This window comes from Pseudahrensia aquimaris (assembly GCF_042676045.1).
GTDB classification, from domain to species: domain Bacteria; phylum Pseudomonadota; class Alphaproteobacteria; order Rhizobiales; family Rhizobiaceae; genus Pseudahrensia; species Pseudahrensia aquimaris.
Genome location: NZ_JBHTJV010000005.1, coordinates 55,666 through 72,868, shown reverse-complemented (window position 1 = coordinate 72,868; position 17,203 = coordinate 55,666). Strand labels below are relative to the sequence as shown.

At 55.8% G+C, this 17,203-nt stretch carries 16 protein-coding genes; 6 read left to right on the top strand and 10 right to left on the bottom strand.

What is annotated here, in order from left to right; genetic code table 11:
- Positions 1-2: 2 nt before the first annotated feature.
- From ACFQ14_RS07740 to ACFQ14_RS07720, 5 genes are all read right to left on the bottom strand, one after another.
- On the bottom strand, positions 3-914 hold the full coding sequence (locus ACFQ14_RS07740) for a DMT family transporter (RefSeq protein WP_377212152.1): 912 nt from the start codon (positions 912-914) through the stop codon (positions 3-5).
- A 41-nt stretch (positions 915-955) separates the two neighbouring features.
- Entirely contained in the window at positions 956-2,251 is a 1,296-nt protein-coding gene (locus ACFQ14_RS07735) for a sensor histidine kinase (RefSeq protein WP_377212151.1), read from the bottom strand.
- 3 nt (positions 2,252-2,254) lie between these two features.
- Positions 2,255-2,941: a response regulator gene (locus tag ACFQ14_RS07730; RefSeq protein WP_377212150.1), complete on the bottom strand. Its 687-nt coding sequence runs from the start codon at positions 2,939-2,941 to the stop codon at positions 2,255-2,257.
- A 67-nt stretch (positions 2,942-3,008) separates the two neighbouring features.
- Entirely contained in the window at positions 3,009-3,608 is a 600-nt protein-coding gene (locus ACFQ14_RS07725) for a Spy/CpxP family protein refolding chaperone (RefSeq protein ID WP_377212149.1), read from the bottom strand.
- Between the two features lie 93 nt (positions 3,609-3,701).
- A complete protein-coding gene (locus tag ACFQ14_RS07720) occupies positions 3,702-4,625 on the bottom strand; it encodes an NAD(P)-dependent oxidoreductase (RefSeq protein ID WP_377212148.1) in 924 nt (307 codons plus the stop codon).
- A gap of 130 nt (positions 4,626-4,755) precedes the next feature.
- Between ACFQ14_RS07720 and ACFQ14_RS07715 the strand changes: the two genes are divergently transcribed.
- Positions 4,756-5,514 (top strand): SDR family NAD(P)-dependent oxidoreductase, encoded by a 759-nt coding sequence (locus tag ACFQ14_RS07715; RefSeq protein ID WP_377212316.1) that lies wholly within the window; start codon positions 4,756-4,758, stop codon positions 5,512-5,514.
- An 18-nt stretch (positions 5,515-5,532) separates the two neighbouring features.
- Here the strand turns inward: ACFQ14_RS07715 and ACFQ14_RS07710 are convergent, their stop codons facing one another.
- From ACFQ14_RS07710 to ACFQ14_RS07700, 3 genes are all read right to left on the bottom strand, one after another.
- Positions 5,533-6,000, bottom strand: coding sequence for a hypothetical protein (locus tag ACFQ14_RS07710; protein ID WP_377212147.1), 468 nt, complete (start codon positions 5,998-6,000; stop codon positions 5,533-5,535).
- A gap of 365 nt (positions 6,001-6,365) precedes the next feature.
- The gene (locus ACFQ14_RS07705; protein WP_377212146.1) at positions 6,366-7,361 is read right to left on the bottom strand and encodes a hypothetical protein; all 996 of its coding nucleotides are present in this window, start codon (positions 7,359-7,361) and stop codon (positions 6,366-6,368) included.
- Positions 7,358-10,987 (bottom strand): hydantoinase B/oxoprolinase family protein, encoded by a 3,630-nt coding sequence (locus tag ACFQ14_RS07700; RefSeq protein WP_377212145.1) that lies wholly within the window; start codon positions 10,985-10,987, stop codon positions 7,358-7,360. Before ACFQ14_RS07700 ends, ACFQ14_RS07705 begins: the two co-directional genes overlap by 4 nt.
- Before the next feature lie 104 nt (positions 10,988-11,091).
- Between ACFQ14_RS07700 and ACFQ14_RS07695 the strand changes: the two genes are divergently transcribed.
- Positions 11,092-12,072, top strand: coding sequence for an aldo/keto reductase (locus ACFQ14_RS07695; RefSeq protein WP_377212144.1), 981 nt, complete (start codon positions 11,092-11,094; stop codon positions 12,070-12,072).
- A 4-nt stretch (positions 12,073-12,076) separates the two neighbouring features.
- Here ACFQ14_RS07695 and ACFQ14_RS07690 read toward each other — a convergent pair whose 3' ends face one another.
- Both ACFQ14_RS07690 and ACFQ14_RS07685 read right to left on the bottom strand, forming a co-directional pair.
- The gene (locus ACFQ14_RS07690) at positions 12,077-12,712 is read right to left on the bottom strand and encodes a class I SAM-dependent DNA methyltransferase (RefSeq protein WP_377212143.1); all 636 of its coding nucleotides are present in this window, start codon (positions 12,710-12,712) and stop codon (positions 12,077-12,079) included.
- Positions 12,709-13,602, bottom strand: a complete 894-nt coding sequence (locus ACFQ14_RS07685) for a DMT family transporter (RefSeq protein WP_377212142.1) — start codon at positions 13,600-13,602, stop codon at positions 12,709-12,711. Before ACFQ14_RS07685 ends, ACFQ14_RS07690 begins: the two co-directional genes overlap by 4 nt.
- A gap of 110 nt (positions 13,603-13,712) precedes the next feature.
- On the opposite strand from ACFQ14_RS07685, the gene ACFQ14_RS07680 reads away from it, so the two are divergent.
- The 4 genes from ACFQ14_RS07680 to ACFQ14_RS07665 all read left to right on the top strand — a co-directional run bounded on the left by ACFQ14_RS07680 (position 13,713) and on the right by ACFQ14_RS07665 (position 17,161).
- Complete coding sequence (locus ACFQ14_RS07680; protein ID WP_377212141.1) at positions 13,713-14,450, top strand: TerB family tellurite resistance protein; 738 nt, start codon at positions 13,713-13,715, stop codon at positions 14,448-14,450.
- 23 nt (positions 14,451-14,473) lie between these two features.
- Entirely contained in the window at positions 14,474-15,223 is a 750-nt protein-coding gene (locus ACFQ14_RS07675) for an N-acetylmuramoyl-L-alanine amidase (protein WP_377212140.1), read from the top strand.
- A gap of 162 nt (positions 15,224-15,385) precedes the next feature.
- The gene (locus ACFQ14_RS07670; RefSeq protein ID WP_377212139.1) at positions 15,386-15,985 is read left to right on the top strand and encodes a lytic transglycosylase domain-containing protein; all 600 of its coding nucleotides are present in this window, start codon (positions 15,386-15,388) and stop codon (positions 15,983-15,985) included.
- A 297-nt stretch (positions 15,986-16,282) separates the two neighbouring features.
- Positions 16,283-17,161 (top strand): lytic transglycosylase domain-containing protein, encoded by an 879-nt coding sequence (locus ACFQ14_RS07665; protein ID WP_377212138.1) that lies wholly within the window; start codon positions 16,283-16,285, stop codon positions 17,159-17,161.
- Positions 17,162-17,203: the final 42 nt, after the last annotated feature.

Genomic DNA, 17,203 nt, shown 5'->3' with positions numbered 1-17,203 from the left:
GCTTATGTATAACGGCGTATGGTTCTTCCGTCTATGATGATGAGGCCAAGCAGAATGAACGCCATCCCGGCAAATTGCATTGGCTTAAGCGTCTCGCCCAAAACGATAGCACCTAGAATGATGGCGGAAACGGGCACCAGAAGCGTCACCAGTGAAATGTTGACCGCGCCAGAAGATGCAAGGATGCGGAAGAAGAGGATGTAGGCAAATGCTGTGCAAACAAGTGCGAGCGCTAAGATGGAAAGAATTGCGGGCAGGCTTGGTAAATCGAGAAACCAGAAGCGATCTGCAAAGGCGGCGATGGGCAGCATGATGAGGCTGGAGAGAGTGAGTTGGCCCGTGGCTGTTTGCACAGGGGAAACGGCGGCAAACCGCTTGCCGAAAACGCCGGCACAGCCATAGGAAATGGTCGCGCCCAATACAGCGATTTGTGCGAGCGTTGAGCCGGACAGCCCGCCAATCGCATCAGGTCCGATCAGAGCTGCGACGCCTGTGAAGCCGAGAACGATGCCGACAATTTTTGAAGTCGACAGGTGCTCATCTGCTGTGAATCGATGGGCAATGAGTAGTGTCCAGATGGGCGTCATCGCGTTGATGATGGCCGCCAAGCCTGCGCCGATTTCCTGCTGGCCGTAAAAAATGAGCGAGAAGGGAATGATATTGTTGAGCAGGCCCATGCCTGCAAAGGCCAACCACAATCCACCGCTGCCGGAGAGACGCTGTCCTCGGCTGGCGAGATAGATGTGGAGCGCGACAGCGGCGATGGCAACGCGGAAGAAAACGAGGGTGAGTGGCGGCACTTCTAAAACAGCGATGCGTGCGAAGAGGAACGAACCGCCCCAGATGAACGCTAGCAAAGCAAGCAGAGACCAGGTTTTCAAATTCATGGCTGGCGACGAGGCGGAAGGCGTCATGGGTTCTGCTCTGGGCGGCAAATGCCTCCGCGTAGCAGGGATCAGTCGGCCTCACCACCCGTTTCCCGCGCTTTGGCAATGAGTGGTAATTCGATTACAAAACACGCTCCGCCGTGGGCGGTGTCTTGCAGTGTAACCGCGCCGCCATGACTTTGCGCAATTTGGCGAACGAGTGCCAAGCCAAGGCCATAGCCAGCGACATTCTGCTTTCCTTGACCACGAAAGAAGGGCTCAAAGATGTGCGCTTGCGCAGCTTCCGATATGCCGTTTCCGTGATCTGTGATCATCAACTTTGCGTTTTGGCCATCGCTGGTGATGGTGACGTCAACAGGTGGCCTGCCATGGCGGTGGGCGTTTACGATGAGGTTGCGGATCATCCGGCGCATCAGGCGGGCATCCGCATCAAGCTCAATGGGTTGTCCGGATAGGGAGCAGGATTCAAAGCGGGCACATTCTTCTGCGGCCAGGGCCAGCAGATCGACGGGTTCAAAGGTCATGCGATCGGTTGCGTTTTCCAAGCGGCTCATCAGCAAAATTTCGTCAATGAGATCGTCGAGTTCCGCAATGTCGGCTTCCAGAGCTTCAAGGCGTTTGGGTGAGCCGCCTTCGCGCACCATTTCCACTCCGAGCCGGATGCGAGACAGAGGTGTGCGCAATTCGTGGGAGGCGTTGGCAAGCAACAGTTTGTTGCTTTGCACCAACCGTTCGATGCGTTCTGCAGACTTGTTGTAGGCGTTGGCTAACTGGGCGACCTCGTCTTTGCCCTTGATGTGAACACGGGCAGAAAGATCGCCCTCGCCGGCGCGGGTGACGGTTTCGTTGAAGGTTTCAATGCGGCGGGTAATGCGCCGGACCAAAGGATAAGCCGCCGCGGAAACCGCACCGAATATTAGGGCAATGGCGGTAAGAAATTTGGCAAGGCCTGATCCGTCCCTCTCGAAGACGGGCGGACTGGCGACAGCGATGCGTCCATCAGTTGTGCGAAATATGAAGTCGCCGCGGTAGCGTTGAAAGCGATCTTCCGGATCATCCAACAATTGCTTGCGCGGTATAGCTATTCTGTCGCCAGATTCTGCGATGATCGTGCCATCGGATGTATACAGCGCCATTGGAATACCAAGTTCCGCGGCTATCTCATCCAGCTCAGCCTGCTGCTCCGCCGCACTGCCTTTACCGCTTGGAAGGGCGCGCTCCAACATGCCGCTGGTCAGCCGCTCCCACCTTTCGGGTGGGCCATCTTCATCGAAGATGGCAACCGCTGCAAAGAAAGCGAGGGCGACTGCAAGGAGACAGGCGAAGACGGTTGCATAGATCTGGAGATATAGGCGGCTGCGCATGTCTTAATCCTGCTCGCGGGCGAAAACGTAACCCGCGCCGCGCACGGTAATAATGCGCTTTGGGTTTTTGGGGTCGTCTTCAATAGCTGCGCGGATTCGCGAAATATGGACATCAATGGAGCGGTCGAAAATATCGAAGTCGATGCCCTTTAACTGGTCCATCAATTGATCACGGCTGAGCACGCGGCCCGGCGCTTTGGCTAAGATTGCGAGCAGGGTGAACTGGTGTGTGGTGATATCGCATTTCTCATCGTCCAGTGTTGCGGACATGGAATCCTCGTTGATCTCCAACCGCCCGAACCTCATGCGTGAAGCGTTTTGCGCTGGGCGACCGCGTCGCAAAATGGCGCGTAATCGGGCCAGCAATTCGCGCGGCTCAAAAGGCTTCGGCAGATAATCATCCGCACCGATTTCCAAACCAACGACACGGTCCATCGGGTCACCCTTGGCGGTGAGCATCAGGATCGGAATTTGGGAATGGGCGCGGATCGTGCGGCAGACCTCCAGCCCGTCGATATCGGGTAACATCAAATCTAGAATGATGGCGTCGAAGGCTTCTTCGGTTTGAAGGTCAATGCCACGCACACCTGTGCCGGCTTGGGTGCAATCGAAGCCGTTATCACCAAGGTAGTCGCAAACCATGGCGGCGAGACGGTCGTCGTCTTCAATGATGAGGATGCGGGGATTCATGATTTATCCAAATTAATAGACTGAAAAAAAGTCGGGGCAGGCGTGCTGCCCCGATCTTATTGTGTGTTTAGCCACGGTGCCAGCCGCGGAACCAGCGGCGCTTTCCGCGAAACTCTTCGATGCGGGCTTCGGCTTTCAAGCGCTGCTCGGGGGTAAGAACCTCGGCAACGTCTGCAAGTGCATCGACCATTTTTGTGCTCATCGCATCAGCGTCTGCGAAACGCTGGGCGCGCAATTGCTGCATTTTTGCCCGGTCGATTGTCGGCTGAAGCAGGAGGTCGTGCATTTCCTTGCCGGTTGCGCGGAAGCGCTGGCGCAGGGGTTTCATGTCTTTGGCAACTGCCGAAATGATCGTTGTGATCTTCTGTGATTGTTCGTCGGTTGCGTCGATCTCAATGGCCGCGTGGCGCACCACGCGGTTGACCATTTTTTCGATTTCCTCATCGCTCATGTTTGCAAAGCGACTGCCCATACGGCCTTCGCCTCTACGGCCGTCGCTCCATGATGCGCTGTGGGTGAAGCCCGTGTAAGCTGAAGTGTCGCTGGCGGCTAGTTTAAGATGTTGAAAGGGGCGACTGTCAGCGATGGCGTTGACGGTGAAAGAACCACCAATCAAGACTGCAGCGGTGATGCCGATGATTGTCATTCTGCGGGTATCTGTGTTCATTGTTGTCTCCATCAAGGGGTGTTGATGAAGGCACCATGAAGCTCGCATGTATCGACTGTTCGAGCGTGCGGTTAAGAATTGTAAAGCGGCCGCTCAACCCTTTTTTTCGTTGTGTGGAATTCCTTTTACGAGATCAGTTCCGCAGGCGCGGCCCACGAAGTCTACCAAATGGGGTACGTAGTCCTCTGGCCCGTTACCTCCCATTGCCAATGCGCGGCCAAAGCTGGCTTTCACAGCATTGCCAACGGGGTTGGGTACGGTTGCGTCATTTGCCATGGCTTCAAGATAGCGCAGGTCTTTAAATGCGTTGCTGAGCGTGAACTTGTGCGCCTCGCGGTTGCCCTCCATCGTGTAGCCCATGAAGGTTTGGTAGAAGCCGCAATCCATCCGGCTGCCGCGGATAACCTTGTCGAATTTGTCTGGCGTGATGCCAACCTTGTTACCCAGCGCGAGCGCCTCCGCGTAGATTGCGCCATAGCCGAGCGACAGGAAATTATTCAACAACTTCATCTTGTGGCCGTCGCCCGTGGGGCCGAGGTGAACGACCGTTGCCGCCCAGGTGTCGATGATGGGTGCAATGCGAGCGAAGGTCTCATCGCTCGCGCCGACCATGGCGGAAAGTTCACCCGCTTCGGCTTGGACTGGCGTGCCACCGAGCGGTGCATCAGCGAGCGCAATGCCTCTTGCCTCCAGCATGGTGGCAAGTTTTTCCGTGGAGGTCGGATCAGAAGTCGAGCAATCGATGATGACGCTGCCGCTGGCGAGCGCTGGCAGCATTTCGCCCACGATGGCTTCCACCTGTGGCGAGCCTGGGGCGCAGATGTGGATGATAGTGCAGGCGCTTGCGAGATCGGTGAGGCTTTGCGCTTCCACTGCGCCCTTTGACACCAAATCATCGACAGGTGTGCGGTTGCGGTGGGCGATGATGTGGAGGGGGTAGCCCTTCGCCAGAATGTTGGCGGCCATGCCATGGCCCATAAGGCCGACGCCGATAAAGCCGATTGTTTCTTTTGTCATGGGTTTAAATCCTGCAGGTCACTTTGGCCGCAAAGTGCCGCCAGTGAGGGGTGGATACAAGCGCAGGACGATGGAAAAGCTGTGCGTGGTGGGCCAAAGTGCGGTTCTCACCCGTTTGAAGGATTTTCCAATGTCACCACAATTCGCCACCTATCCAAGCCTTTCGGGCAAGACCGTCTTAATCACAGGCGGGGCGTCTGGCATCGGTGCAGACACGGTGCGCGCCTTTGCCGAACAGGGCTGCAAGGTGGGCTTTCTTGATATGGACGCAGCGGCTTCCGAAGCGCTGTGCGCGGAGCTGGGCGAGAGCGTTGCGCATGCGGTGTGTGATCTGCGGGACATTCCCGCGATGCAGGCGGGCTTTGCCGTTCTAATGGAAAAATTTGGAACGCCTTGGGCGCTGGTCAACAACGCGGCGCGGGATGATCGCCATTCATGGGAAAGCGTTACGCCGGAATATTGGGACGAACGGCAGGCAACGAACCTGCGCCACATGTTCTTTGCCATTCAATCCGTCGCGCCGAAAATGATCGAGGCGGGCGGCGGCTCGATTGTGAACTTGGGATCGAACTCGTGGTGGGAAAAGGGCACGGGGATGCCCGCCTACACAACTGCGAAGTCGGCGGTCCACGGGCTGACGCGCTCAATGGCGAAAGAACTGGGCCCAAACCGCATCCGGGTGAACTGCGTCGTGCCGGGCTGGATTATGACCGATCGGCAGAAAGAACTCTGGGTGACGGAAGAAGCCATAGAAGCCCATCGCGCCAACCAGTGCCTGCCGGATTTGATCGACCCGGTCTATGTGGCACGGATGGTGGTGTTTCTGACAAGCGACGATGCCGCGATGTGCTCTGCGGCCAATTTCTTTGTGGAAGCTGGGTCTATCTAGGAGGTGCCCTGTGGGCGCTCAGTTTTCGCCGATTTTGTTGCCAACCAAGCCCTGTTCCGCCCATCGCCTGTTCTTCTTTTCCAGCTCCGCGTTGCGTTCATTAGCTTCATCCATGCGTTTCTCAAAATCCGCAATTATGCGCTGACATCCGATCGAAGCCTGCATGTGGTTGACTTGCTGCGCATCTGCTTCGCTCGCTGGTGTGCCGCTTTTGACATTACTATTTAGCTTGCGCTCAAAGCGTTTCAGGTCGACTTCTGTGTGCGTTCCAACCTCTTTCAGAATGTGTTGGCGCTTCACGCTCGGCATATTCTGCTTTTTCTTCTCCATCATGCGCATCAAGGGGTGATTTTGAACCGCTGCTCCCTGCATGTGAAGCTTCCGATCCCTCTCCGAAATGCCTTTGGTTTCTGCCATACCTAAAATGGCGTTTTTTGCATCTTCCCGCCGTGTCTCGGCTTCTTTGTTGCCGTCGATGGCCGCCAACATTTTCTGCGTTACGGCTTCAATCGCGTCGGTGGTCGCAGCTTCTTCTGTTTGACCGAAACCGAGGTCTAAGGAGGGCGCTGCCATCAAGCCAATTGTCAAAACCGGCGTCAGCACCAACAAAGCGCTTATGGCAATTATAAGGCCCCAATTGCCATCGTCACTGGAGTGGTTTTGCTTAACCGCAGGCTTATTCTTGCTGATAGCCTGTGTTTTTTCGCGAATCTGATGCAGTATTCACCAATTTATTTTGGGATATACTTAGCTAGCCTCGGTTGCGAGATTGTTAATACTGTTGCCCAGACTGAGCTGCGATTTTGCGGATGGAGAATGCTTCGATGCAAGCGGATTGGGGCATGTCCAATTCAAAGCTTATCAAATTCCTCGCGGAAAAAGATGTTGTCCTTCGACATTCGAACGTTGGCGATTTCAGGGTAGTCATTGCGGACCTGTAGGTAGTTCTTTTTGCCTGAGAGAATTTCTTCGGCCAAAGGCAGGCAGTGGGTAGTGTGGCTGCGGATTGCAGCGGGGTCGCCAACGAACTCAAAGACGGGCGGACCTTTTAAATGGTCGCTCATCTGCATCATGCGATGATGCAATATCAGATCGTTGCGTTGATCAGGTTGGTTGAACACAAAATCACCGAGCATATGCGCCATTATACGGGCGGTGTTGGGTTGGTGGTTCAAAGCCGAGATTAACAGTTCTGTATCCCACTGGGTCAGTCCGTTCGACGCGCTAGGAAAGCGCTTCATCAGCGAGTGGATCGCCAAGTCTGCAACGGTTGAAATGTTCGGGTGTTTTATCAGATGGGCGAGTTGCTCTGCATTTTGTGCAGCAACGTACCGCTGCCAAAACTCCCCGCGACGCTGAGAGAGTTCAAGTGATACGTGTTCCAGTGTTGTTTTGTAGCTGAGCAGTTCTCTTTCCCTAAGCGTAGGAATGGAGACATTATGACCAGCTATGGACCCGTATTGAATCTGATAAACTTGAGTTGCTGCTAGTTGGCCGGTCTCTACCAAACTTGCCACGAAGCAAGCAACGATCTGGGTATCTAGAAAGCGGTCCAGCCACAGAACTATTGTTTCTGCAGTCTTCAGTCTTTCCACATTGGTCAGAATTTCAAACTCGTGTGCGGGAGCACGCGAGCCAATTTCCGGTGCATTGGAAAAGTTGGCGTTCTGCCATCGGGTCCGCTCGGCGAACCAGTCTGATAGCAGCGTTGATTGCCCGGGCGCTCCTTCATGAAGCGTAAATTCGGCGGATATCGTGTCTTGTCTGGGGATCGAAAAAGCGTTGCGAACCGACATTGCGGCGCTAAAGCCGAGAATTATATGTGCGCAATCGGCGGGAAAAATCATGTCGCCTTCCCATAACCACCAGACGTCGGCGTAATAACCGTCACAGCCTCGCCTGCCGCTATTTCGGTTTGATCGCATGGCTGGAGCACTTCGATCTCACCGCCCGTGCGCCGCACCTCAACACGCCCAACCTCGCCGTTTCCGCCGCCGTTCAATCCTGACGGCGGGCGGAGGCGGTGGGAGCCTAGAATGGCGCAGGTCATGTCTTCGGTGAAGCGTAGGGTTCGGCGAACACCGTCGCCGCCGTTGTAGGCGCCGCGCCCACCGGAGTCTTTGCGGATTGAAAATTCTTCGACCACGACGGGATAGCGCATTTCCAGAATTTCGGGGTCCGTTAGCCGCGTGTTGGTCATGTGGACATGGACGGCATGGGCGCCGGGGAAGGCTGTGCCGTCGTTCATGATGCCAGCGGGCGTGCCGGAGCATATCGTCTCGTAGTTCTGATACCGCGCATTGCCGTAGGTCAGATTGTTCATCGTGCCTTGGGCCTCCGCCATGCAGCCAAGCGCCATGAGCAGGCAGTTGGTGACGTGTTGGGACGTCTCGGTGTTGCCCGCGATCACGGCTGCGGGATATTGCGGTTTCAACATGCAGCCGTCCGGCACGATGATGTTGATGGGCTTCAGGCAGCCCGCGTTCATGGGAATGTTGTTTTCCACCATGATGCGGAAAACGTAGAGCACCGCCGCACGGGTGACAGGGAAGGGTGCGTTGAAGTTGTTTTTCTTCACGTCCGATGTGCCAGTGAAATCAACCGTTGCCTCCCGCTTTTCGCGGTCGACTGTGATGTTGACCACGATCTGCTGGTCGTTGTCGGTCGTGTAGGTGTGGGAGCAATCAGACAGGCGGTCGATGACGCGGCGCACGCTTTCCTCGGCATTGTCCTGAACGTGGATCATGTAGGCATCCACGATGTCCTGGCCGAAGTGATCGACCATCTTGCGCAACTCCATAATGCCGCGCTCGTTGGCAGCAACTTGGGCGCGCAGGTCGGCCAGATTTTCCTGCGGATTGCGGCAGGGATATTTGTGGTCGGTGAGGACATGGAAGGCCTCGTCTTCCAAAAAGCGACCCTGATCGACGATCTTGAAATTGTCGATTAACACACCCTCTTCGTCCACATGGGTCGCCAGAGGCGTGGCGGAGCCGGGGGCGAGGCCGCCAACGTCCGCATGGTGACCACGCGATGCGACGTAGAAGATGATTTCCTTGTCGTCGTTGTCGAAAACGGGTGTGACGACCGTAATATCCGGTAAATGCGTGCCGCCGTTGTATGGCGCGTTGAGCATGAACACGTCACCCGGTTTCATGTTGCCTTCGTTGAGTTCAATGATGGTTTCGACCGAGCGGTCCATCGAGCCCAGATGCACCGGCATGTGCGGGGCATTGGCGACGAGTTGGCCCTCGGCGTTGAAAACCGCGCAGGAGAAATCGAGGCGCTCTTTCATGTTCACCGAAGAAGATGTGTTTTGCAGCGTCACGCCCATCTGTTCGGCAATCGACATGAACAAGTTGTTGAACACTTCCAGCAGCACGGGGTCTGCCCCTTCGCCATCCGCGCCCGTGCCGATAGCCGCCATGCGGGGCAGGGGCGTGATGCGGGTGAGGATGATGTGGTCGCGGGCGTTGATCGCCGCTTCCCAGCCCGGTTCAACGACGATGGTTTGGTGGTCCTCGATGATCAGAGCGGGTCCGAGAATGCGGTTGCCGGGCGCGAGGTCGCGGCGGCTGAACACGCCAGCTTCCACACTTTGGCCGGATGTGAAGATCGGCGTCTTGTGGGAGGCGGAGCGCTCGATTTCGTCGAGCGTCGCTTCCGGCTCGGTCACCTTTGCACCGCCACCGACAGCCTCAAGTTCCAGCGCTTCGATGATGAGCGGTTTGTCGAAGGTGAAGCCGAATTGCTTTTTGTGAGAGGCGGCAAAGGCCTCGCGCATTTCCGCTTCCGTGCCACGCGTCACCACAATGGGCGTGTCGGTGCCATCATAGCGCAGGTGAACGCGGGTGATGACGTCGATTTCGGATAGAGGCACGCCTTGGCCTTCGACTTCGTTGGCCACGTCTTTGGCGAGTTGAGATTCCAGCGATTCAATCTTCGCCAAACCGTCTGCGTCGAGCGGTTGGATAATGGCTTGGGAGCGGCTGGCGCGGATATCGGCCAAGCCCATGCCGTAAGCGGACAAGATGCCGGAGAAGGGATGGATGACGACCGTTTCCATGCCGAGATTATCCGCCACCGCACAAGCATGCTGCCCGCCCGCGCCGCCGAAACAGGTGAGCGCGTATTCTGTCACATCATAGCCGCGCTGGACCGAAATTTTCTTGATGGCGTTGGCCATGTTTTCCACCGCAATACGCAGGAAACCGTCGGCCACTTCTTCCGGCGTTTGGCCTTTACCGATTTCCTCCGCCAAAGCGGTGAATTTCTTGCGCACGACTTCGGTGTCGAGCTGCTCGTTCTGGTTGGGGCCGAATATGGCAGGGAAGTTTTCCGCCTTCAATTTGCCGACCATGACATTTGCATCGGTGACTGCCAGCGGTCCACCACGGCGGTAGGCCGCGGGGCCGGGGTTGGCACCAGCGGATTCCGGGCCAACGCGGAAGCGTCCGTCTTCGTAAAACAGGATCGAGCCGCCGCCAGCGGCGACCGTGTGTATGCGCATCATCGGCGCACGCATTCGAACGCCTGCCACTTCGGTCTCGAACGCGCGTTCGTATTCGCCGTCATAGTGGGAGACGTCTGTTGACGTGCCGCCCATGTCGAAGCCGATGACTTTGTGGTGACCTGCCAGAGCGGACGTTTCCACCGCGCCCACCACACCGCCCGCGGGGCCGGAAAGGATGGCGTCTTTGCCGGCGAAAAGGTCCGCTGCCGTAAGGCCGCCGGAGGATTGCATGAACATCAGGCGAGGTTTGTTGCCCGCACCGTCTTCGCCCAATTCGCTGGACACTTGCTGCACGTAGCGCGACAGGATGGGGGAGAGGTAGGCGTCGACAACGGTTGTATCGCCGCGTCCGACGATTTTAGCGAGGGCAGAAACTTCATGGCTGACGGAGACTTGGCCAAAGCCGATTTCGCGGGCAATGGCAGCGGCGCGTTGTTCGTGCGCAGGGAATTTCCACGCATGCATGAAGACGATGGCTATGGCCTCGATGCCAGTGGCTTTGATGTCTTTAAGCGTTGAGCGGACTTGTTCCTCGTCCAATTCCAATTCCACGGTGCCGTCTTGCAGCACGCGCTCTGAAATCTCGTAGCTGTCGAGGTAGAGTTGTTCGGGCTTGATGATCTGCTTGGCGAAAATATCGGGCCGTGCCTGATAGCCAATGCGCAGCATGTCGCCGAAGCCTTTGGAAATGAGCAGGGCGGTCGCGTCGCCTTTGCGTTCCAGCAAAGCGTTGGTGGCGACGGTTGTGCCCATCTTTACCGCGCCAACCTGATCGCCGGGAATCGGCGCGCCTGACGGAACGCCCATGATCTGACGGATGCCTTCGATTGCGGCATCTTTGTAGGATTCAGGGTTTTCTGACAGCAGCTTGTAAGGGTGCAGAGAACCATCGGGCGCACGGCCTACGAGGTCGGTGAATGTGCCGCCGCGGTCAATCCAGAAATCCCATTTGCCAGCCATGAAGCGCTCCCGCGATAATCTTCTATTGCCATTGGCATACGATAGCGCGTTTTATCGCGCTACCTTGGTTTTATAATCAGCCGCATCTGGGGAGGAATACCGACATGGAATTCACACAATTGGGGAAAACGGGCGTCACTGTTTCAAAACTGTGTCTGGGCTGCATGTCGTTTGGAACGCCCGGTGGACCCACCCATCCTTGGGTTATTCCTGAGGCGGACAGTGAGCCGTTCTTCAAGCTGGCTGTGGAAAGCGGGATCAATTTCTACGACACGGCAGATCACTACAATTACGGCGAGAGCGAAGAGATCACGGGGCGGATGCTGAAAAAGTATGCGCGGCGCGACGAGATCGTTGTGGCGACGAAGGTTGGGCTCGTTATGGGCGAGGGGCCGAACAAACGAGGTCTGTCGCGCAAGCACATCATCGAGTCGGTTGATGGTTCGCTAAAGCGGCTGCAAATGGATCATGTCGATCTCCTCTACGTTCACCGCCTCGATCCGCTGACGCCGGAAGAGGAAATGCTGGAGGCGCTTGATCATGTGGTAAAGGCGGGGAAGGTGATTTATCCGGCAGCATCCTCGATGTGGGCTTGGCAGTTTGCGCGGCTGCGAGAAATGCAGAAAGCCAACGGTATGGTGCCGTTTGTGGCTATGCAGAACCTCTACAATCTGGCCTATCGCGAAGAAGAGCGCGAAATGATGCCGTATCTTGCAGCCGAAGGTGTTGCGATGGTGCCGTGGAGCCCGATTGCGCGGGGATTTCTGGCTGGCAACAAACCGCAAGGCGGCGAGGGGACCAATCGGGCAAAAACGGATAAAAATGCAGGGCTTTTTGGCAGCAAACAGGACTATGCCATTCTCGACCGCATCCAGAAAATCGCAGCCGCTCGAAGCGTTAGCCCTGCGCAGATTGCTTATGCTTGGGTACTGCAAAACCAAACGGTGACGTCACCGATCATTGGATCAACAAAGCTGCATCAGATGGAAGAGGCGATTGCCGCTGTCGATTTGAAACTGTCTTCTGCCGAGTGCAAGCGGCTGGAAGCGCCCTACAATCCGCGGGCACCGATGGGGCACCAGTAGAGGTCTAAGTCTTTCGTGCTGCAACATACCACGCACGAACGCCCTCTTTGATCATATAATCGAGGTGACTTTGTTCGAGCAGGCTCCACGCGCCCTCTTCCGAGAGGCGCGTGACTTCGCGGTCGAAGCCGCCCGTTTCCCAAACGCCTTCGTTGACGGTGAAGACGATGATCCCGTCTGGTCTGGTAAGTCGCAGCAATTCCTTGAAACTCTCTGCACCCAAATGGCCGTGGGTGAAGACGCCAACGCACAGGGTTGCGTCGTAGGTTGCGTCTTCAATGTCTAATCCCTTGGCGGCATCGGCGGTAAAAAGTGTGCGATAGCCGCGCGTCCTGGCATGGGCGAGCATTTCTGCCGAGAGGTCTGCGCCGTCGAATGTGGTGAAGCCGTGTTTCGCGAGGTGGTGGCCAACTAAGCCAGTGCCGCAGCCGACATCGAGAATAGTACTCTTTCGGTCTTCCACGTGGCGGGCAAGCATGGCTGCTGCATTCGGCTGCGAGACTGTTCCGAGTTTGTGGTCGTTGTCGTGGTCGTACGCATTGGCCCAATCGGCATAGACACGGGCGAGAGCATCCGTGTCATCTGGTAGATCGTGATATTTGTCGATGCCATGATCGTGGCTGTTCTTTTTGCTGCTCACCGTGTCACCTTAGCCTTGCGACCGAGTAAAACGATGGCAACGACGGCGGTGGCAAAAAGCACGGTTTCGAATGTCACGCTTTCGCCCAGCACGACAGCGGCTACGGCCAGCGTGAAAAATGTTTGCAGCAATTGCAATTGGCCGACGCGGGACATGCCGCCCATTTGCAGCCCTTTGTTCCAGGCGAAGAAACCAAGGAACATTGAGCCGAGGCCGACATATAAGAATGCCGTTGCCTGCGGCATCGGTGGTGCAGTGTAGGCGTTGTCCCAGAATAGAAATGACCCGACGATGGAAAGTGGCGCAGTGATGATGAGCGCCCAACAGATTACTTCCCATCCTGCCATAAATCTCGTCAGCTTGCCGGACATGACATAACCTGCCGCTGCGCAAACACAGCCGACAGCAAGCCATGCGTCGCCAACCTCAAAGCCCCAAGCGCCGTCGCGCAATGCGAAGGCAATGATGACGATTGCGCCGGAGATCCCGCATAGCCAGAAAAGCAGGCTGAGGCGTTCACCAGCCAGCAGGCTTGCGAAAATTGCGGTAGCGAGGGGTAAGATGCCGAGCACCACACCACCGTGGGCAGAAGGCACGGTGAGCATTGCCAAGCCCATCGCGCCAGGAAATCCGAAGACGAGAAACAACCCGATGATGAGCAAAGTCCAAATGTGTTTGCGCGGAAAATTGCGTTTTAGAATGACAAGCGTGAACGCGGCAGCGGCGCTCGCCATGCCCGCGCGACCAAAGGTTAGGAACCACGGGTCAAAAAAGGCGACCGCCACGCGTGTTGCGGGAAGTGTTCCAGAAAAAATCAATACGCCGATCAGACCGAAAAACAGTCCAATCGTTTCTTCGCTATAGGGAGAGGTAGACTGGGCTTTTTCCATTAGGGCAAGTTATCTAAGCGCTATACTGAACGCTACCACGGATTTTTATTTTTGACGGGTGATAAAAACGTAGCTCGCCAAGGCGGCTGTTCGGGCGTATAAGCTGGTGTATGTCGATTTGGTCCGATATCGGGCGCTTCCTGCAGGAAGCCGCCACTGACGCCTTTTCATCCGTGGTGGAAAGCATCCGTACGGTTTTTGGTGGCGATGCCTCCACGCGCAAGAGGGTGGCTTTTTCGGTAGCAATCATCGCGCTTTCAGCCAAAATGGCTAAGGCTGATGGTGTTGTTACCGAAGAAGAAGTCAAGGCATTTCAAGAAATTTTCGCCGTGCCGCCTGAAGAAATGAACCACGTTTCGCGGCTTTACAATTTGGCAAAAGGCGACGTTGCTGGTTACACGGCATACGGACAACAGGTGCGCTCGCTGTTTCCCGGTGATGATCCGGCAGACGAAGATGTGTTGACCGATGTGCTGGACGCGCTGTTTCACATCGCCAAGGCTGACAATGTCATCCATGAAAACGAATTGCTGTTTCTCGAAGACCTTGCCGTGCTGTTCGGATTCGATGAACTGGCCTTTGGGCGCATAAAGGCCCGGCATCTGGGAGATTGTGACGCTGACTCCTATCGCGTTTTGGAAGCTGAATCGGATTGGGACTATGAGCGCCTTAAAGCGCAGTATCGCGCTAAAGTTCGTGATAACCATCCTGATCGCCTAATCGCGCGTGGTGTCCCACCGGAATTTGTTGTGCTGGCAAACGAGCGCTTGGCGGCAATTAATGCGGCTTGGGAGGCGATTGAGCCCTTACACAGGCCGGTTCAAGCTGTGGCTGTTGCCGGGCGGTGAGTTTCAAGGCGCAGTCAAAGTGTGTGAATGAGGTTTGCCCCGCTGTTAATTTCGGCGTTCGGCGTGACAACGCTGCGCCTGATATTCTGCTGCTTCACTATACCGGGATGGATTCTGCTCAGGGCGCTCTGGATTGGTTGTGTTGTGAAGAGAGCGGCGTTTCGTGCCACTATTTTGTTTTTGAAGACGGCCGCACTGTTCAGCTGTTGCCAGAAGAGGCGCGGGCGCATCATGCTGGTGTGAGTTCGTGGCATGGTGATACGGACATTAATTCGCGCTCCATTGGGGTGGAGATTGCCAATGCCGGACATTCTGTAGGCGAGGGTGTGGCACTGCCGGACTTTCCTCAAGCGCAGATGGATGCGGTGCTGGCGCTGTCGAAAGAGGTCGTAGCCCGCCATCGTATCGTGCCGCAAAACGTCTTGGGCCATTCCGATGTTGCGCCAGGGCGCAAGCTAGATCCGGGCGAAAACTTCGATTGGGCTTGGTTGGCGAACAATGGAATTGGCCACTGGATTGAGCCAACCGCGCTGGCGACTGGCAGCTTTTTCCAGCGCGGCGATGTGGGCGAGCCGGTCGAAGCGCTTCAAACACTGTTGGCGCTTTACGGCTACGGAATCGAGATTTCTGGGCAGTTTGACGAACGAACTGAGACGGTTGTTGCCGCATTTCAGCGCCATTTTCGGCCACAGAAAGTCGATGGGGTTGCAGACTATTCCACCATAGACACGTTGCATAAGCTCCTTAAAAGCCTTGAAGATGCTGGTGTATGAGCACTATGCCCGTGATATTGTTGCATCACTGTTACAAAGTCTGATTAGGCTTATCTTGCACTCAAACCACCCTCAGCCTAGGACACGCTCGGATGCGATTAGTATTTCAGTAACCCATTATGGTTAACCAGCGTTAAGCATTGTGGGCGGAGACTTAAGATTATGAAACAATTTGCGTTGATACTGGGCCTATTGGCTCTGCCTGCTTTTTTGACAGGTTGTAAAACCACTCAAAGCGCCAGCAGCACTTACAATGGCCAAGCACTTTCTAAGAAAAAGATTAAGAGCGCCAAAAAGGTAACGCGAAAGAAAGCGCGTAAAAAGTCTCGCAAAGTCGCCAAAGCACGCCCCGAAGGCCGTATCGTGAAGGGGTCTTTTTCCAAACGCAAAGCAGCTTATCGCAAGTTGATCGCCAAGCACGCCAAGCGTCACGGTGTTCCTGTTCGCCTCGCTATGGCCGTTGTTCATGTCGAATCAGCTTACAATCCCAAGGCGCGTGGCGCTGCTGGTGAGATTGGTATGATGCAACTCATGCCCGCAACTGCACGGATGATTGGTTACAAGGGGCCGCTGAGAAAGCTCTACAATCCGGGCCTGAACCTACATTACGGTATGAAGTATCTGGGTAAAGCTTACCGCCTTGGCGGTGGTTCCTATTGTGGTGCTGTGTTGAAATACAACGCCGGACATGGCGCTAAGCGTATGAACCCGATTAGCCGTAAGTATTGCAAACGGGTTCGCAGGATCACGGGCCGCGGCTAAAGTCTAACGCTCGGTAGTTTTTGAAAGGGTCATCTGGCGTTCCAGGTGGCCCTTTTTCGTACCGCAGCGCTTTTTCGGACAAAGACTTTTCAGCGGCTGTGAATTGTGGTCAGGCCGTCACAAAGTGGCCGCATTAACGCTGTCTGGCAGGGGAAGTTTATTTCTGTTAGGTTTCTGTTAAGCATGAAGCCTTCAGGGCAATTTTGTTCGGTGTCGTAGCGATGCTGCGACAAACGAGCGTTTTTATCACGAGATTGAGTTTTGAGCAGATTTTGTATCATTGCGAAGGCGTACTGTTTGTTCGCACTTGCTGTGTTGGCCGGGTGCCAGAATGCCGCTACGGGGCAGTTCCAGCCGATAAAGTTGACCGCTCCCGCATTGCAACCTGCAAACGGTGGTGTTGAGCAGATTGCATCGGCTAATCCCTCAGCCCCATCTTCAACATCCTCTGCAACCGCTCCTGAAGCTGCCACTAACATTCAGGCGATACCCGGCGAAAATGCGCCGCCGGCGACTGTCGCACTGCCACTCACTGTTCCTTTGCCCAAAGCACGTGCCGCAGATACTGCGGTTGCTGAAATTGCTAACCGCCCATTTTCCGTGCCCGGTGAGAGCCCCACACAAAAATCCGTGGTTATCGCTTCACTAGATCCACAGTCCGGTTTTGCGCCGGTAGCTACAAGTCCAACGGTTCGTGCAGATAGGCCTTCTGATGCAGAATTGGTTGGCCCAGTGCGCAAAAGCACGCAACGTGTTGCATCGCTGACGCGCCGCCACGGAAAGAAATACGCAACCCGTCGGGCGCGTTACGAACCTTTGATCCGCAAACACGCGAAGGCTGCGGGCGTTCCGGTAAAGTTGGCCTTGGCGGTGGTACATGTGGAATCAAGTTTTCGCTCAAAAGCCAAAGGTGCGGCCGGCGAAATCGGGTTGATGCAATTGATGCCCGCGACCGCCCGATATATGGGCTACAAGGGGCCGCTTCGGAAACTCTACAATCCTGACACGAACATCCGTTTTGGCATGAAATACCTCGCCAAGGCGCACCGTTTGGGCGGCGGCCAGCTTTGCAATGTGATTTTGAAATACAATGCAGGTCACGGCGCAAAGCGTATGAACCCTATCAGCCGCCGCTATTGCAAGCGCATTCGCCGCCTCATGGCGCAGGGCGTTTAGACCCGCTCTTTTTGTTTATTTGACGGGGCTGCGCAAAACAGC

Bases quoted from the DNA above. Each gene is read 5' to 3' on its own strand.
- ACFQ14_RS07670 (WP_377212139.1), top strand. From the start codon at position 15,386: ATGAAACAATTTGCGTTGATACTGGGCCTATTGGCTCTGCCTGCTTTT.
- ACFQ14_RS07725 (WP_377212149.1), bottom strand. From the start codon at position 3,608: ATGAACACAGATACCCGCAGAATGACAATCATCGGCATCACCGCTGCA.
- ACFQ14_RS07715 (WP_377212316.1), top strand. From the start codon at position 4,756: ATGTCACCACAATTCGCCACCTATCCAAGCCTTTCGGGCAAGACCGTC.
- ACFQ14_RS07735 (WP_377212151.1), bottom strand. From the start codon at position 2,251: ATGCGCAGCCGCCTATATCTCCAGATCTATGCAACCGTCTTCGCCTGT.
- ACFQ14_RS07700 (WP_377212145.1), bottom strand. From the start codon at position 10,987: ATGGCTGGCAAATGGGATTTCTGGATTGACCGCGGCGGCACATTCACC.
- ACFQ14_RS07730 (WP_377212150.1), bottom strand. From the start codon at position 2,941: ATGAATCCCCGCATCCTCATCATTGAAGACGACGACCGTCTCGCCGCC.
- ACFQ14_RS07705 (WP_377212146.1), bottom strand. From the start codon at position 7,361: ATGATTTTTCCCGCCGATTGCGCACATATAATTCTCGGCTTTAGCGCC.
- ACFQ14_RS07695 (WP_377212144.1), top strand. From the start codon at position 11,092: ATGGAATTCACACAATTGGGGAAAACGGGCGTCACTGTTTCAAAACTG.
- ACFQ14_RS07680 (WP_377212141.1), top strand. From the start codon at position 13,713: ATGTCGATTTGGTCCGATATCGGGCGCTTCCTGCAGGAAGCCGCCACT.
- ACFQ14_RS07740 (WP_377212152.1), bottom strand. From the start codon at position 914: ATGACGCCTTCCGCCTCGTCGCCAGCCATGAATTTGAAAACCTGGTCT.
- ACFQ14_RS07685 (WP_377212142.1), bottom strand. From the start codon at position 13,602: ATGGAAAAAGCCCAGTCTACCTCTCCCTATAGCGAAGAAACGATTGGA.
- ACFQ14_RS07720 (WP_377212148.1), bottom strand. From the start codon at position 4,625: ATGACAAAAGAAACAATCGGCTTTATCGGCGTCGGCCTTATGGGCCAT.